The 15,351-nt window shown below is 55.2% G+C and carries 13 protein-coding genes; 5 read left to right on the top strand and 8 right to left on the bottom strand.

The window, feature by feature from the left end; translation table 11 throughout:
- The first annotated feature begins 172 nt into the window (after nt 1–172).
- The gene (yejK, locus tag ACT3RT_RS02850; protein WP_353502732.1) at nt 173–1,177 is read left to right on the top strand and encodes a nucleoid-associated protein YejK; all 1,005 of its coding nucleotides are present in this window, start codon (nt 173–175) and stop codon (nt 1,175–1,177) included.
- Nucleotides 1,178–1,397: 220 nt separating this feature from the next.
- On the opposite strand, the gene rplY is transcribed toward yejK, so the two are convergent.
- A complete protein-coding gene (gene rplY / locus ACT3RT_RS02845; protein WP_353502731.1) occupies nt 1,398–1,688 on the bottom strand; it encodes a 50S ribosomal protein L25 in 291 nt (96 codons plus the stop codon).
- Nucleotides 1,689–1,825: 137 nt separating this feature from the next.
- Complete coding sequence (locus tag ACT3RT_RS02840) at nt 1,826–3,589, bottom strand: DEAD/DEAH box helicase (protein WP_496202465.1); 1,764 nt, start codon at nt 3,587–3,589, stop codon at nt 1,826–1,828.
- A gap of 331 nt (nt 3,590–3,920) precedes the next feature.
- On the opposite strand from ACT3RT_RS02840, the gene rsuA reads away from it, so the two are divergent.
- Nucleotides 3,921–4,628, top strand: a complete 708-nt coding sequence (gene rsuA / locus ACT3RT_RS02835) for a 16S rRNA pseudouridine(516) synthase RsuA (RefSeq protein ID WP_496202464.1) — start codon at nt 3,921–3,923, stop codon at nt 4,626–4,628.
- Between the two features lie 171 nt (nt 4,629–4,799).
- Complete coding sequence (locus tag ACT3RT_RS02830) at nt 4,800–6,008, top strand: Bcr/CflA family multidrug efflux MFS transporter (RefSeq protein WP_353502728.1); 1,209 nt, start codon at nt 4,800–4,802, stop codon at nt 6,006–6,008.
- Nucleotides 6,009–6,060: 52 nt separating this feature from the next.
- Here ACT3RT_RS02830 and ACT3RT_RS02825 read toward each other — a convergent pair whose 3' ends face one another.
- From ACT3RT_RS02825 to ACT3RT_RS02815, 3 genes are all read right to left on the bottom strand, one after another.
- Entirely contained in the window at nt 6,061–7,416 is a 1,356-nt protein-coding gene (locus ACT3RT_RS02825) for an MFS transporter (protein ID WP_185689685.1), read from the bottom strand.
- 129 nt (nt 7,417–7,545) lie between these two features.
- Nucleotides 7,546–8,469, bottom strand: coding sequence for a 2-hydroxyacid dehydrogenase (locus tag ACT3RT_RS02820; RefSeq protein WP_485901348.1), 924 nt, complete (start codon nt 8,467–8,469; stop codon nt 7,546–7,548).
- A 183-nt stretch (nt 8,470–8,652) separates the two neighbouring features.
- Nucleotides 8,653–9,636 carry a LacI family DNA-binding transcriptional regulator gene (locus tag ACT3RT_RS02815; RefSeq protein ID WP_100935042.1) on the bottom strand — a complete coding sequence of 328 codons (984 nt, stop codon included), beginning with the start codon at nt 9,634–9,636 and terminating at the stop codon, nt 8,653–8,655.
- A 201-nt stretch (nt 9,637–9,837) separates the two neighbouring features.
- On the opposite strand from ACT3RT_RS02815, the gene idnO reads away from it, so the two are divergent.
- Together idnO and ACT3RT_RS02805 are read left to right on the top strand one after the other, a co-directional pair.
- Nucleotides 9,838–10,602, top strand: coding sequence for a gluconate 5-dehydrogenase (gene idnO / locus ACT3RT_RS02810; RefSeq protein WP_396132447.1), 765 nt, complete (start codon nt 9,838–9,840; stop codon nt 10,600–10,602).
- A 27-nt stretch (nt 10,603–10,629) separates the two neighbouring features.
- Nucleotides 10,630–11,373, top strand: coding sequence for an SDR family oxidoreductase (locus tag ACT3RT_RS02805; protein WP_485901344.1), 744 nt, complete (start codon nt 10,630–10,632; stop codon nt 11,371–11,373).
- 60 nt (nt 11,374–11,433) lie between these two features.
- On the opposite strand, the gene ACT3RT_RS02800 is transcribed toward ACT3RT_RS02805, so the two are convergent.
- Genes ACT3RT_RS02800 through ACT3RT_RS02790 form a run of 3 tightly spaced genes read right to left on the bottom strand, consistent with a single transcriptional unit; the run spans nt 11,434 to nt 15,109 of the window.
- Nucleotides 11,434–12,840: a c-type cytochrome gene (locus ACT3RT_RS02800; protein WP_485901342.1), complete on the bottom strand. Its 1,407-nt coding sequence runs from the start codon at nt 12,838–12,840 to the stop codon at nt 11,434–11,436.
- Nucleotides 12,837–14,492 (bottom strand): GMC family oxidoreductase, encoded by a 1,656-nt coding sequence (locus ACT3RT_RS02795; RefSeq protein WP_496202463.1) that lies wholly within the window; start codon nt 14,490–14,492, stop codon nt 12,837–12,839. The genes ACT3RT_RS02800 and ACT3RT_RS02795 overlap by 4 nt, the downstream gene beginning before the upstream one ends.
- Nucleotides 14,492–15,109: a sorbitol dehydrogenase family protein gene (locus tag ACT3RT_RS02790; protein ID WP_496202462.1), complete on the bottom strand. Its 618-nt coding sequence runs from the start codon at nt 15,107–15,109 to the stop codon at nt 14,492–14,494. The genes ACT3RT_RS02795 and ACT3RT_RS02790 overlap by 1 nt, the downstream gene beginning before the upstream one ends.
- Between the last annotated feature and the right edge of the window lie 242 nt (nt 15,110–15,351).

Here is a 15,351-nt window from a genome sequence, read left to right as displayed (position 1 = left end):
GTATTGATGAGATGTATTTATTTGTGTTTCCAACTTCAAGGCTTTGCGGTTGCAAGCCCTCTATATTAAGTGTTTGAATACCCGCCTCGGCGAAAAAATCATTCCACCAAGCCGCCCCCTTTTCAGATATTTCTACAGCATTTATATAAAGACACTCATTTTAGGAGAAGCCATGAGTCTGGATATCGAGCAGATTGCTCTACACCAGTTGAACAAGCGTGACGAGCAAACGCTGGACGTTGTGCTGCGCGATACGCTGTTAACCCCGAATGCCGCGGTTGAAGAGATGATGGCCGAACTGCATCGCGTGTACAGCGCGAAAAGCAAAGCTTATGGGCTGTTTAATCAGGATAGCGAACTGGCCGAGTCTTTGCGCGCCTGCCGCAAAGGCGATGAGGATTTCCTTGGCTTTAGCCGCGCGGCCACCGGCCGTTTGCGCGATGAACTGGCGAAATATCCTTTTGCCGAAGGTGGCGTGGTGCTGTTCTGCCATTATCGCTTCCTGGCGGTTGAGTATTTACTGATTGCCGTGCTCAACAGCCGCAGCAGTATGCGTGTTAACGAGCAGCTGGACGTCAGCAGCATTCACTATCTCGACATCAACCATGCCGACATTGTCGCGCGAATTGATTTAACCGAGTGGGAAACCAATCCAGAATCCACCCGCTATTTGACCTTCCTGAAAGGCCGCGTGGGTCGTAAAGTTTCCGACTTCTTTATGGATTTCCTCGCTGCGGCAGAAGGCTTGGACACTAAAGCGCAAAACCGTGGCTTATTGCAGGCGGTGGATGACTTCTGTGCAGAAGCCCAGTTGGATAAGAACGAACGCCAAAATGTGCGCCAGCAGGTTTATAGCTACTGCAACGAACAGCTTCAGGCAGGGGAGGAGATCTCCCTCGACGCGCTGTCCGACGAGCTGCCACCCTGGGACGACAAGAAATTTAAAGAGTTTTCCCAAGAGCAGGGTTATCAGCTGGAAGAGACTTTCCCGGCCGATCGCGGCACGCTGCGCCAGTTAACCAAGTTTGCCGGTAGCGGCGGCGGGGTGAGCATCAATTTCGACGCCATGCTGATGGGCGAGCGCATTTTCTGGGACCCGGCCACGGATACTTTGACTATTAAAGGCACACCGCCGAATCTGCGCGACCAGTTGCAACGTCGATCGTCGAGTAAGTAAAAAGTAATACGAACACAGGTATAGCCGAAATAATTGGAGTTGCAGCAAGGCGGCAAGGGAGTCAATCCCGATGAGCTGACGTTGGTCAGTGATTCGGGTTGGCGAGAGCGGCCAACGCAGCGGCAGCTTCAAGTATGAAGGATATAAAAAACGCCGCATTGAGCGGCGTTTTTTATTTGTTCTCGCACGGCGTCCCGATGCGTTACAACTTAGTTAGCGATTAAACGCGAACGAAGTCGATGTGAGCCAGTTTTGGCTTGAACGGGTGACGCTGTACAGCCTGAACTTTAACTTTGGTTTCTTTACCGTCGATAACCAGAGTAATAGCTTCAGAGTAGAACTCCGCTTTAACTTCCATGTTCTTAACAGAATCATGGTCCAGTTTGATGGAAACTGGAGCAGCTGAGCCACCGTAAACGATAGCTGGGAATTTGTTTTCTGTACGCAGGCGGCGGCTCGCACCTTTGCCCTGCTCTGCTTCTGGACGTACTTCTACATTGATAGTGAACATGTATGTTTCTCTATATAAGAATGTTTGCCCCGCCACCTGCGACCGAGTGACGAGTTGAGTATTACAGCTTCCACGCGAGGCGAAAGCGGGCGGCATTATACCGGATTGTCATTAGGACTAAAAGGCCTATCTGGATGTTATCCGCGCAGCTCATTGGCCCGCCGATAGCGCCCCTGATAATCGAAAACTTTTTCGCGAATTTGCCAGAACTGGCCTTTCATCCGCGCTACCACAAAGTCGGGAGGACGCAGTAATACCTGCTGGGCCACCACGTCTGCGGCGGTTTGCCACTCAAGCGGCACTCCCGGCGCACGCTGATGTGGTCGCAGAAAATTGTGCAAAAACGCCATGCGCTGGGCGGGTGTGCTTAAACGAAAACGCTCGGAGACGTCGGCACCGTCTTCATCATAATAGGTGATTTTCAGCCATTCGCCTTTCTCATCGCGACCGTTTTCCAGATTCATGCCGCCGCAGCGCAGCACCAACGCATCTTTCAGGCGCAGTGCGGCTTTCAGCATGTCGTCCGGGTCGACCAGAATCTCCTGACACTGGTGACAGCGGCGCGCCGCGATGTCATTTTCTGCGCCGCAGTGCGGGCAACTTTTGAAGCGGAAGCGGAAATCGCACTGTTCTCGCTCCCCCTCGTCATCTTCTAACACGCCCTGACAGCGGCGGCCAAAGTGCTCGATAACCGTGCCGTCCTCGGTAGTTTTCCCCCAGAAAATGTTGGCGAAACCGCAGGCAGGGCAGAAGACCTGCACCGGCTTGTTGTCGCTGCCCGGCTTATGGCTGCCCACTTCAGGGGTGAAAATGTCGTGCGGGTTTCCGGCGTAATCCAAAATCAGGCAGTCGGTTTTGCCCGGAGAGAGTCGCAGGCCGCGGCCGACAATCTGCTGATACAAACTGACAGACTCTGTGGGGCGCAGAATGGCAATAAGGTCCACGTGCGGCGCGTCGAAGCCGGTGGTCAGCACCGAAACGTTGACCAAAAAACGCAGCTGCTGCTGTTTGAATTGGTTGATCAGCCGGTCGCGCTCTATGGCGGGCGTCTGGGCGCTGATCAGCGCGGCTTGCCCGGCGGGCAGCAGGCCGTAGATTTCGCCCGCGTGTTCGACCGTCGAGGCAAAAATCATCACGCCTTTACGTTCGGCGGCGAACTCGACAATTTGGCTGATGATATGCGGCGTAATGCGTTTCTGTTGGCGCAGCTCGTCATTGAGGTCCGCCTCGCTAAACAGGCCGTTACTGTTGGCTTGCAGGCGGCTGAAATCGTAGCTGACCACCGGCATGTCCAGCCGCTCCGGCGGCACCAGAAAGCCGTTCTTAATCATGTAGCGCAGCGGCAATTCATAAATGCAGTCGCGGAATAGGCTGTCGGCGTCGCCGCGCACCATGCCCTGATGGTGATACTGGTAAATCCAGCCTTTGCCCAGCCGATAAGGCGTGGCGGTCAGGCCCAGCAGGCGCAGGCGCGGGTTATTGCTGCGCAGATGATGAATAATTTGTTGATACTGGCTGTTTTCGTCGTCAGAAATTCGGTGGCATTCGTCGATGATCAACAGGGAAAATTCGCCGCCGAAGGCCGCCAGATTGGGCGCTACCGACTGCACGCTGCCAAACACCACTTTGCCGCTGCTCTGTTTGATATTCAGCCCGGCGGCGAAAATGTCCGCTTCCATCCCGTAGGAGAGATATTTTGCGTGGTTTTGCGCCACCAGCTCTTTGACGTGCGCCAGCACCAACACGCGACCGCGCGCAACCCGCGCCAACTCGGCGATCACCAGACTTTTTCCCGCGCCGGTGGGTAAGACAATCACCGCCGGTTCGTCATGTTGGCGAAAATGACGCAGCGTGGCGTCAACGGCATCTTGTTGGTAGGGGCGAAGTGTAAAAGCAGTCACGTTAATCCACACAGGTTAGTACTGTAAATAAAGCCAGTTATGGAGTATGCCAACTTTTGGCATTGATGGCGATTATCTCTGCGTGCCGTCTTTTTTTTTCTCATTGATAAGGTTCTATGATGATGCGGCAAGCACGGCTATACTGAATGTTCACATCGGCAGCCCGGCTGCCCCCGCGTAATTCTGGTCACGCTCTGCGGTGACTAACGCTTTGCAAAGATACGTACCGAATAACTCTCAACCCTGTCAGCGGCCTTTTGGTAGCGGCGGGGTGTTGTATTTTATCAGTAGAGCGGCCCGCGAGGTCGCCAAAAAAGGTTAGGCAGATTCAATGCGTCTCGATAAATTTTTAGCCCAGCAGCTGGGTGTAAGCCGCGCAATCGCGCTGCGCGAACTTCGTAACAAACGCGTGACCGTGGACGGCGAGATCGTCAAAACCGGCTCGCTAAAGCTGGACCCCCAGCAGCGCGTCGAATTCGACGGCAACGTGCTCGAGCAGATCACTGGTCCTCGCTACTTTATGCTCAACAAGCCGCAGGGCTATGTGTGCTCAACCGATGACCCCGATCACCCGACGGTGCTCTACTTCCTCGAAGAGCCGGTGGCCTACAAGCTGCATGCCGCAGGGCGTCTGGATATCGATACCACAGGTCTGGTCTTAATGACCGACGACGGCCAGTGGTCGCACCGCATTACCTCTCCGAAACATCATTGCGAGAAAACCTATCTGGTGACCCTCGAACAGCCGCTGGGCGAGGATACCGCCGCGCAGTTCACCGTCGGTGTGCAATTGCACAACGAAGAGTCGCTGACCAAGCCAGCCGTGCTGGAGCAGTTGGAAGAGTGCGTCGTGCGCCTGACCATCAGCGAAGGCCGCTATCATCAGGTAAAACGCATGTTTGCCGCCGTGGGTAACCGCGTGGTGGAACTGCACCGCGAACGCATTGGCGACATCGTGTTGGATGAAGATCTGGAGCCGGGCGAATACCGTCCATTAACAGAAGCAGAGATAGCCAGCGTAGACGTTCCTGGCCGATAAACCCGTCATCCTTCGCGCTGCAACGGCGTTGGCTGCCCTTGCTCACCCCGGTCACTTACTGATGTAAGCTCCCGGGGATTCACTCGGTTGCCGCCTTGTTGCAACACGAATGATTTAGGATTTGGCTCTGATAATTAATGATTTTTATGTCGTGAAAAGGAGCAGGTGAACGTGGAAGAGAAACGGGTATCCCATGTGGGTTTGATCTTCATTTTGGGATTGCTGTCGATGTTGATGCCGCTGGCTATCGACATGTATTTGCCAAGTATGCCTGTCATTGCCAAAGAGTTTGGCGTGCCCGCGGGCAGTGTGCAAATGACCCTCAGCGCCTACACGCTGGGCTTTGCCGTTGGGCAGCTTTTCTACGGTCCGATGGCAGACAGCCTTGGCCGCAAGCCGGTTATCTTCTGGGGCGTGCTGGTCTTCGCATTAGCGGCAGCGGCCTGCGCAATGGCGCAGTCGATTGAGCAACTGGTCCATATGCGTTTCCTGCACGGCCTGTCGGCTGCGGCGGCGAGCGTGGTGATCAACGCTCTGATGCGCGACATGTTCACCAAAGACGAGTTCTCCCGAATGATGTCTTTCGTGGTGCTGGTGATGACTGTCGCTCCGCTGCTGGCGCCTATGCTGGGTGGCTTGCTGATGGTGGTGTTTAGCTGGCACGCGATTTTCTGGGCGATGGCGATTGCCGCGCTGATCGCCGCGACGCTGGTGGGGGTCTATATCAAAGAGACGCTGCCGGTTGAGCGTCGGCAGAAATTCCGCCTGCGCACCAGCCTCGGCAACTTCGCCTCGCTGTTCCGTCACAAGCGCGTGCTGAGCTATATGCTGGCGAGCGGCTTCTCCTTCGCCGGGATGTTCTCCTTCCTTAGCGCCGGGCCTTTTGTCTATATCGAGCTGAACGGCGTTTCTCCACAGAACTTTGGTTTCTACTTCGCCTTAAACGTGGTGGCGCTGGTGATCCTGACGGTGATCAACGGCCGCTATGTTCGCCGCAAAGGGGCGGAGTGGATGTTCCGCTTTGGGCTGATGGTGCAGTTCGTGATGGGGCTGTGGCTGGTGATTGTGTGCATCTTCAATCTGCCATTCTGGACGCTGGTTATCGGCGTGGCGGGGTATGTCGGGGTTATCGCCATGGTCACGTCGAATGCGATGGCGGTGATTATGGATGATTTCCCTCACATGGCGGGCACGGCGGCCTCTCTGGCGGGAACCCTGCGTTTCGGCACCGGGGCGTTAATCACCGCGCTGCTGGCGATGGTGCCTGCGCACAGCGCCTGGCCGATGACCATCAGTATGGCGTTCTGCGTGGCTATCGCCATGATGCTGTACTTATATGCAAGTCGGCCGCTAAAAGCGGCCGTGGCGAAAGAGTCTTAAGTCACTTCCTCTGGCTCCCTACCAATCTAGGGCAGGGAGCCAACTCCTCGTTTTATCCTGCAATCTGCGCATTCACGCTCTGGCTTTTACGCGAGGCTTTGGCCCGCGCGTAGTCATCCGCCATCGCCTTGGCGCGAGCGCCGGGAACCAGCGCCATATCGCACTCTTTCGGCAGCGTCATGGTCACCAGCGCCGCAATCAGCAGTGAGGCAACCAGCGCGTAAATCGCCGTGCTTTGACCATACAAGCCCACCAGCACGCCCACCAGATAAGGGCCGCAGAAGCCGCCGAGATTACCCAGACCGTTGATCACGCCGCGCGCGCTGCCCGCCACTTCTGGCGTGGTGACCTTGCTCGGGATGGTCCAGAAGGCGCTGGTGGCGGCCTGCAGGAAGAACCCGCTGCCGACCAAGAACCCGTAGGAAACCCAGATATTGCCGCTAGCCATCACCGACGCGGCCAGACAGGCGGCGAAGCCACACAGAGGCAGCACAATAAACAGGCGGCGTTTGCCGGTTTTGTCGGAGAATACCGACATGGTCAAAATACCCAGCATGGTGCAGACGTAAGGGATGATTGCCAGCATGCCCACCGAGCTCATGTCGCCGCCGGTCAGGTTTTTCAAGATGGTTGGCAACCACAGGGTGTAGCCGTAAATCCCGCTCTGGTAGAAGAAGTTAATGATGATCAGTTTGCGAATCGAGCCGTTGAGGAACACCTCTTTCAGCGGCGCGCGCTGCACCGGGGCCAAGGCGCGCAGGGCTTCGCGCTCGCGATTCAGCTCTGTCACCAGATAATCGCGTTCGCGCTCGGACAGCCATTTGGCTTCTTCCGGGCGGTCACTGATGGTGAACCACCAGAACAGCATTACCGCCAGCGACAGACCACCTTCGATGATAAACAACCAGCGCCAGTCGAGGGCGTCAATAATCAGGCCGGAGAGCGGGGCGGTGATCATGCCGCCGAGCGGGGCGAACATCAGCACATAGGCGTTTGCGCGCCCGCGCTCTTTGTCCGGGAACCAGTTGCTGACCATGGTCAGGACCACCGGCAGCATCCCACCTTCGGAGACACCCAGCGCGAAGCGCAGGAACAGCAGTTGATATTGGTTGGTGACCATGCCGGTCAGCACAGAAATTACCGCCCAGGCCACCAGTGACCAGGCAATAAATTTACGGCCGCTGCCGTGAACCGCAATGCTGCCGCCGGGCACCTGTAAGAACAGATAACCAATGAAGAAAATACCTGCCGCAAGACCGGCCATCGAGGCGGTAATACCTAATTCAGCATCCATGCCGCCGGGCATCGCAAAACTAATATTCACCCGGTCCATAAAGGAGATAATACAGGCGATTAATATTGGTGTGATGACGCGTAACCAACGGGCTTTAGGGATTTTATTATCCATCGTTAACACCTCGGTTATACAGGGAATCTCTACCGGTGATTTACATCACCGGCAAAGGGTCCATCAGTTCTTATATAAAGCGCTTTTAATAACGCCTTTTTTTAAGGTCATGGGGTGGGAGCAATATTTCTAATCCAGATGTTTATGTAAGTTGCTCAGGACTTTCTCACTCATTGCCTGACGTGTTTCATGGGTTGCGCTGCCCAAATGCGGCTGTAATACCACATTGTTCATGGCAATTAATTCCTGTGGAACTTGAGGTTCTTCGGCAAATACGTCCAAACCCGCCCCAGCGATTTGTTTATCTTTTAATGCCTGAATTAAATCGCCTTGGTTAATCACGCTGCCGCGAGAAATATTGATCACCAGCGCGCTGTTTGGCAGGGCGTTAAATACCGATTTATCGATAATTCCGGCTGATTTTGGCCCACCAGAAACGGCGATAATTAACACATCGCTTTCGGCTGCCAGCTGCTTAACGTCCGGGTAGAAGGTGTAAGGTAACTCGGGCTTTTTGTGGTTGCTGGCGTAAGCCACGGTCATGTCGAAGCCCAGCGCGCGGCGGGCAATGGCTTGACCAATCTGACCCATGCCGAAAATGCCCACCCGTTTGCCGCTGACTTTGCTGGATAATGGGAAACCGCCGTTTTGCCATTTACCCTCGCGGACAAATTGGTCGGCCTGACAAATATTGCGCGAAGTGGCGAGTAATAATGCCAGCGCCATATCGGCGACGTCGTCGGTTAATACCCCTTCGGTAATGTCGACGTGGATATTTTTATCGGCGGTGTAGTCTAAATCAATGGCATCGGTGCCGACGCCAAATACCGAAATAACCTTTAAGTCCGGCAGTAATTCCAGCACGCTATTTTTTGCGCCGAAATCCCCGCGCGTGACTAAGCCGACAATGCCTTTCCCTTTATTGGCCAGAAATGAGTGCGGATCATCCTGTTCAAAATATTTCTCAACTGAAAACTGTTGTTCCAGTTTTTCAGTCAGGCTGTCCATTACCGGAGCCAGAATTAATACCCGCGCTTTATTCAGTGAAGTCATGTCAGTTACCTGCTGCTATTCGGATTATCTTTAAAGTGACACTGCACTTCTCAGTTGATGCCCTAATAAAAGCATTTTCAGGAAACTATTTTGTGACTGAGGTCACGTTGGATCATGTTAAAAAAGGATGTTACTGGTAACGTGATCTGGGTTACTCCCCGGCGAGGGGAGGATAAAGGGGAGTTAAATGGTGCCGCCGAGGGAGATGCGGTAATGCAGGTCGACGCGTTCAATAGTCGGCAGGTTTTTGATTTTTTTCAGTAATATCTCCGCTGCCACTTTGCCCATTTCAAAACGCGGGGTGATCACACTCGCCAGCAGCGGGGTGGTGGCGAGGCCAATATCCAGACCGTGGAAGCCGGAAATTGCCATCTGCTCGGGGATTTTGATCCCCTGTTTCAGGCACTCTTGTAACACGCCCACCGCGATATCATCGTTGGTACATAACACCGCGTTAACCTCAGGGTAGAGCTGCTGCGCCAGCGCTAACATGCCCGCGCCAATTGACACCGATGACACCCGGTTCGGCGTGATGTGCATTGGCTCCAGCCCGTGTTCTTGCATCGCCAAGCTGTAACCCTGATAGCGCTTTTTATCACGCGCGTCGGACATCGAGCCGAAATAGACCACCTGCTGCTTGCCGCTCGCCAGCAGGGTGTTAGCCATATCATACCCGGCCTTAAAGTTGTCGAAACCCACCGCGATACGGCCATGAGTGTCATCAAGGTCCATCACCTGCGCGATAGGAATGGCGGCGGCATTCAGGTATTTGTCAGCTTTCAGGGTGTGAACGGAGTCAGTCAGAATCAGCCCCGCCAGCTGGTAGGTCAGCAGATTGATAATATGCTCTTCTTCCCGTTCTTTGCTGTACTCATAGTTCACTACCAGCGTCTGATAGCCCTGCTGCGAAGTGACAGATTCGATGCCTGCCAGCAAATCGGAGAAAATCTGATTATTAAAAGAGGGCACCAGAATGCCAATGCGTGGCGTTTTTTGCGGTCGTTCGACATCTTCCAGCGGGTAGCCCACCTCTTCCATGACTTTAGCAATGCGATCGCGCGTCTCGGGCGACACCTTCTCAGGGGTACGCAAAAAACGGCTGACGGTCATTTTGGTTACATCGGCGAGTAACGCGATATCTTGCAAGGTGACGCGCTGGTTTCTCATCCGTGCAGGGTCCTGTAAGAAGAAAGAAGCATGATTATGCAGGAAACATGTTAGCAAAATGATAGCGATCACGCTTGTGGTAACAGAGTTTGTTAACACGGAGCACAGTGATCTGCGTCACAGTTTGCCCGCCGATAAACCGTTTAAGTGTGACATATCGAATTCCTCACTTTTACAGCTTATTTTTAGACGGACGCCATCATGACAAACCTGTTCTCCCTCGATAATAAAAGAATTCTGGTCACCGGCTCAACGCGCGGTATTGGCTTCCTGCTGGCGAAAGGGCTGGCGCAGCACGGCGCAGAAATTATCGTCAACGGCACCTCGCAAGACACCACCGAAAAGGCGGCCGAGGCGCTGCGCGGCGAAGGTTTTATTGCTCACGCCATCTCGTTTGACGTCACCAACAGCAAAGCGGTGAACGCCGCTATTGACCAGATTGAAAGTGAAATCGGCCCGATTGACGTTTTGGTTAACAACGCCGGTATCCAGCGCCGCCACAAATTTACCGAATTCCCTGAGAAAGATTGGGACGACATCGTGGCGGTTAACCAAAAATCCGTGTTTCTGGTGTCACAGGCCGTGGCGCGTTACATGGTGAAACGCGAACGCGGCAAAATCATCAACATTGGCTCAATGCAGAGTGAACTTGGCCGCGACACCATCACTCCTTACGCCGCGTCGAAAGGGGCGGTGAAGATGTTGACCCGCGGCATGTGCGTCGAGCTGGCCCGCTACAATATTCAGGTCAACGGCATCGCGCCGGGCTACTTCAAAACCGATATGACCCAGGCGCTGGTGGATAACAAAGAGTTCTCCGACTGGCTGTGTAAACGCACGCCGGCCGCCCGCTGGGGCAACCCGGAAGAGCTGATCGGCGGCGCGGTATATCTGTCATCCAAAGCCTCCGATTTCGTCAATGGGCATCTACTCTTTATTGACGGTGGCATGCTGGCTGCCGTGTAAACGGGCATTGAATTAAAAGGATTGAGCATGACCAAAATAGCCTTAGTGACCGGCGGTGGCAGTGGTATCGGGTTGAACGCGGCAAAAGCGCTGACCAATGTGGGCTTCACGGTGATCATCACCGGGCGCAACCCGCAGAAGCTGGAACAGGCGCTGGTGGAGCTGCCGTCGGGGAAGGCGATTGCGCGCCAGCTGGACGTCACCAGCCCGGAGTCTGTCGACGCGCTGTTTGCCGATATTCACGCCACTTTTGGCCGACTGGACCTGCTGTTTAACAACGCGGGTACCAATGCCAAAGACCTGCCCATCGAGCAGTTGCCGGTGCAGGAGTGGTTGTCGGTGATCAACACCAACCTGACCGGCGCGTTCTTATGCACCCGCGCCGCGGTGGGATTGATGAAACAGCAAAGCCCGATGGGGGGCAGAATCATTAATAATGGTTCGATTTCAGCTCAGTCCCCGCGGCCGAACTCAGCCCCTTATACCGCCAGCAAGCACGCCATCACCGGCTTGACCAAATCGACGGCGCTGGATGGCCGCGCCTTCAACATTACCTGTGGGCAAATCGACATTGGCAATGCTTCGACGGATATGGGCAATTTGGCGCTGGCGGGCAGAATGCAGGCCAACGGCGAGATTGCCGAAGAGCCGGTAATTCCGGTAGAGAGAGTGGGGGAAGCCGTGGCCTTTATGGCCGGACTGCCGCTGGACACCAACGTGCTCACCATGACCATTATGGCGTCGGCCATGCCGCTGGTCGGGCGCGGCTAGTCTGCACCAAGCTTAAAATGAAAACACCCGGCAGAGCGCCGGGTGTTGATTTCCTCTCAATCAGGCGTTAGTACGCCGTCTTCCCAGCCAGAAAATCAGCACTAATAAGATAACCACGCCAGCCACCATCGCCGGAGCCATATAAGGCTGCAACTTGGCGAGAAGGGTGATTGGCCCACCAGCGCGTAACACCGCGACGTCATGGGCATTCACCTGAATCGCCGCGTTGCCGTAGTGGGTCAGCACATAGTTGGAGATATCCGCGATTTGCTGGTCGTTAAGCTGGCCGACATAAGAGCCTTCGCCAAATTTTGGCATCAGCACGTGGTGGCCGCCGACGTTGCGATCGACACCGTACAGAATGGCTGAAATCAGGTTAGACGCATTACCCAGCCCGGTCGCGGTATTGTTATACAGCGATGGATAAGCCTGATTTTTGCTGCCTGAGCCGTCCGGCTGGTGGCAGCTGGCGCAGTAGCCGCTGAACAGCGCCGCGCCGCTATCAATGGTGCCATTGGCGTTGGCCGGATGCGCGCCGCGCAAACCTTCCTCGACGTTAAAGGCTTTACCAAAGGTATCGGCAGACTGCTTATCCTCAGGATCGCGCACCGGAGGGCTGTTCTTGAGGTAGAAGGCAATGGCGTTCAGGTCGGAGTCAGGCAGGTATTGCAGGCTATTTTCGACGGCTTCTGCCATCGGGCCAGCGGCCTGATTCTTGCCATTAGCGCGGCCGGTTTTCATGTATTCCACCAGCTCAGCCTGGGTCCAGTTACCAATTCCGCTCACCGGATCTGAACTGATATTTGGCGCATACCAAGGCCCGACCATGCCGCCAGCCAATGGCTTATCGGTCACCGAACCCATCATCAGGTTACGCGGGGTGTGGCAGGTGTCGCAGTGCCCGGCACCGTTGACCAGATAAGCGCCGCGATTCCACTCGGCGCTTTTGCTGGCATCCGGTTTAAACGGCGTACTGTCGAGGTACATCAAGTTCCAGCCTGCCATGGCAATCCGCATATTGAATGGGAAGGGTAGCGCCGTCTCCTGCGTCGGGCTTTCGACCGGTTTGACCTGCGTCTGGAAGTAGACATACATGGCTTTGATGTCTTCATCGCTCATGTGGCTGTAAGAGGTGTAAGGCATGGCCGGGTACAGGTTTTTGCCATCCGGGCGTACCCCTTGGCGCACCGCGCGAGCAAACTGCTCCTCAGTGTAATTGCCGATACCAAACTGCTTGGACGGCGTGATGTTGGTGGTGAAAATGGTGCCCATCGGCGAGTGGATCGGATATCCCCCGGCGAAAGGCTGGCCGCCCGGATTGGTGTGGCAAGCCTGACAGTCAGCCGCGCTGGCGACCATTTTACCCTGCTGCGCCCATTCAGCCTGTGACAGCTCGGCCTGTGCCGCGCCATTCAAAGCAAGGCCGAACAGCGCGAGGCTGATGCCCTTCAGAAGCGTTATTTTCATGCCGCACCTGCCAGTTTCTTCGCCATATCATCCGCCGCTTTCAGGCCCAGTGCCGCCATGGTCAGGGTACTGTTGACCACGCTGGAGGAAGGGATCGCGCCGCCGCCCGGCAACCACAGGTTGGCGTGGTCGTGAGTGCGGCAGTTGCCGTCGACCACGGAATCTTTCGGGTCGCTGCCCATAATGGTGCCGCCCATGATGTGGTTGTTGGCATTAAGGCTGGTGGTGATGTTGAACTCATCGGCCATAAACAGCTGACCAATGTGCTCCAGCTGCTTGTGCGCGGCCTCTGCGCCTTTACGCACATAATCGCCGACGTCGTAATGAATATCCGGGCACGGCAGGCCGTGGGGATCTTTACGGGTTTTGCTCAGCGTCAGGCGGTTATTCGGGTCTGGCAGTGGCTCAAGGCTGATGGACAGGTCCACGCCATAGATGGCGCGGCGGCGGATCTCTTCGTCCAGCTCTTTACCCACCAGACCCATTTGCAGGGCTTTGGAGGTCGCCGGGATCACCCGGTTGATGTTGTTGAGGATCATCTTGTTGGCGGAGTATTCCTTGCGGAACTCGCCGTCGCGCGGGCCAACCAGGCAGCTGCTCTGCGCCGGGCCGCGGCCAATCCACAGCGGCTCTTGGGCGATGAAGGTACAGTGGAAGCCCGAGTGGTCCATCATGTTACGGCCGACGTGATCGGACGAGTTGGCGATGCCGTTCGGGTTCTTCTCATTAGCCGCCATCAGCAGCAGGCGCGGGGTTTCAATGCCGTTACAGGCCAGTGCGAACACTTTGCCGGTGGCTTTATGCGACTGCTTTTTGTTGTCCAGCCAGTGAACGGCGGTGACATTGTTGTTTTCGTCGGTGTCGATTTTGTAAACCACCGCCTCGGCTAGCACCACTGCACCTTTGTTTTCGGCGCGTTCGACGTGGGCGATGCCGTTATACATGGCGCCGATTGGGCAGATTGGCTGGCAGTTATTGTTGCCACAGCAGGTTGGGCGGCCATTCCACGGACGGGTGCTGCGGCCCTGGGGGATGGGCACTGAGCGATAACCGTGCGGGTTCACCAATTCGGCAAAACGGGTGTCGCCATAGCCGTAAGGCACCTGCTCCATCGGGTAGGGCTTGCTGCGCTCGGAAGGGGATTGCAGCTCGGGGTCGTTTGGCCCGGCAACGCCAATCTCTTCTTCCGCGCGGCAGTAGTAAGGCTCCAACTCGTCATAGGAGATCGGCCAGTCGCGGCCAACGCCGTACAGCGTTTTCATTTTGAAATCGTTCGGTACGTGTCTCCAACAGGAGGCTGCCCAGTGCCAGGTGGTGCCGCCGACGGTGCGCAGATAGCCCTGTTTAAAGCTGCTGGCGCTCGGGCCTGTCAGATGCACATAGTTGTTTTCTGGGAAGTAGAGCGGGGCCGGGGCGTTTTCCGACTGCGGGTAAAGCCCCTGATAGTCAGAGCCAGCGCGGTTTTCAAACGGCATGTTGCGCCAGTTTTCTACCGCCTGAGCGCGCTCAATGCGCAAACCGGCTTCCAGCACCAGCACCGAGTAACCCTGACTGACCAGCTGATCGGCAATCATGCCGCCAACTACGCCAGAACCGACCACAATCACATCAGCGGACGCATCGCCGTTCGCCATAAATTCAGGTTTTTTCATCAGGATTTACTCACTTGGTTGGTATCTGTAGCCGGGCCGAAACGGTCGGCACTCATCGCCTCGGGCATGGCGGCGGCTGGCGGCGCGGCGGTGAACCACAGCGGACCGTTGCCGCAGTAAGTTGGCACAATCAGGCCATCACTCACCGGGCGGTACATCAGCGCGTCTTTATAAGAGATTAAGATGGAATCGGTACCATGTCCGACCGAGCCGGTGTACCACGCGGTGACGATGTTAGTCACCAGATCGCCCAGACCTTGCTGTTTGGCTAACGCTTGCAGCTGTTTTGCTGTCTGATTGCTGTTAACCAGAGCATGTAGCTTACTGACCTGCAAAGGGAAGTCGGGCTGTCCGCGGAACAGCGCGTTGAAAATTTGGGCTGAGGCCCCTTCGCTGAGATTCTTATGCTCAGTGACGGCTTGAGAGACAAGGTAGAACTGACCAAAAATTACCGGGGAGGCTTCTGCCGTGGCTTTTTCCGCCTGAGTCAGGAACGGAAAACCGAGTAAGGTGGTGGCCACCATCGCAGAGGTGAGCCCTTTAATCAGGTCACGGCGACTGAAACCGGTACCATTTTCGGGCGCATTGTTATCAATCATTGACGGATCATTATCCATTTCAATTCTCGCTGGTATTGGAATATGAGCCAAGCGGGCTCAGGAAAGGGAAAGCAGTTAAAACATAAAGCAGTAAAAACGGTGCGGATAATAATCCTAAAATTAAAAAGGGTGAAAACAAATCGTGCGATATTCTTTAACAAAAGATGTTTTTAAATTGTAAAAAAATAGAGTCAAGAAAGTAACGCCGATGAATTAAATTGGTTGAGATATGGGGTGAAAAAGGTTACAAAGAGGTCAAA

It is taken from the genome of Ewingella sp. AOP9-I1-14, assembly GCF_052375995.1.
Taxonomy (GTDB): Bacteria; Pseudomonadota; Gammaproteobacteria; order Enterobacterales; family Enterobacteriaceae; genus Ewingella; species Ewingella allii.
This window is presented reverse-complemented; position numbering and strand designations above follow the sequence as displayed.

Excerpts from the sequence above, each read along its gene's own strand:
- ACT3RT_RS02795 (WP_496202463.1), bottom strand. The coding sequence starts at position 14,492 with ATGAAAAAACCTGAATTTATGGCGAACGGCGATGCGTCCGCTGATGTG.
- ACT3RT_RS02800 (WP_485901342.1), bottom strand. The coding sequence starts at position 12,840 with ATGAAAATAACGCTTCTGAAGGGCATCAGCCTCGCGCTGTTCGGCCTT.
- ACT3RT_RS02790 (WP_496202462.1), bottom strand. The coding sequence starts at position 15,109 with ATGGATAATGATCCGTCAATGATTGATAACAATGCGCCCGAAAATGGT.
- rplY (WP_353502731.1), bottom strand. The coding sequence starts at position 1,688 with ATGTTCACTATCAATGTAGAAGTACGTCCAGAAGCAGAGCAGGGCAAA.
- ACT3RT_RS02815 (WP_100935042.1), bottom strand. The coding sequence starts at position 9,636 with ATGAGAAACCAGCGCGTCACCTTGCAAGATATCGCGTTACTCGCCGAT.
- ACT3RT_RS02825 (WP_185689685.1), bottom strand. The coding sequence starts at position 7,416 with ATGGATAATAAAATCCCTAAAGCCCGTTGGTTACGCGTCATCACACCA.
- ACT3RT_RS02820 (WP_485901348.1), bottom strand. The coding sequence starts at position 8,469 with ATGACTTCACTGAATAAAGCGCGGGTATTAATTCTGGCTCCGGTAATG.
- ACT3RT_RS02805 (WP_485901344.1), top strand. The coding sequence starts at position 10,630 with ATGACCAAAATAGCCTTAGTGACCGGCGGTGGCAGTGGTATCGGGTTG.
- yejK (WP_353502732.1), top strand. The coding sequence starts at position 173 with ATGAGTCTGGATATCGAGCAGATTGCTCTACACCAGTTGAACAAGCGT.
- rsuA (WP_496202464.1), top strand. The coding sequence starts at position 3,921 with ATGCGTCTCGATAAATTTTTAGCCCAGCAGCTGGGTGTAAGCCGCGCA.
- idnO (WP_396132447.1), top strand. The coding sequence starts at position 9,838 with ATGACAAACCTGTTCTCCCTCGATAATAAAAGAATTCTGGTCACCGGC.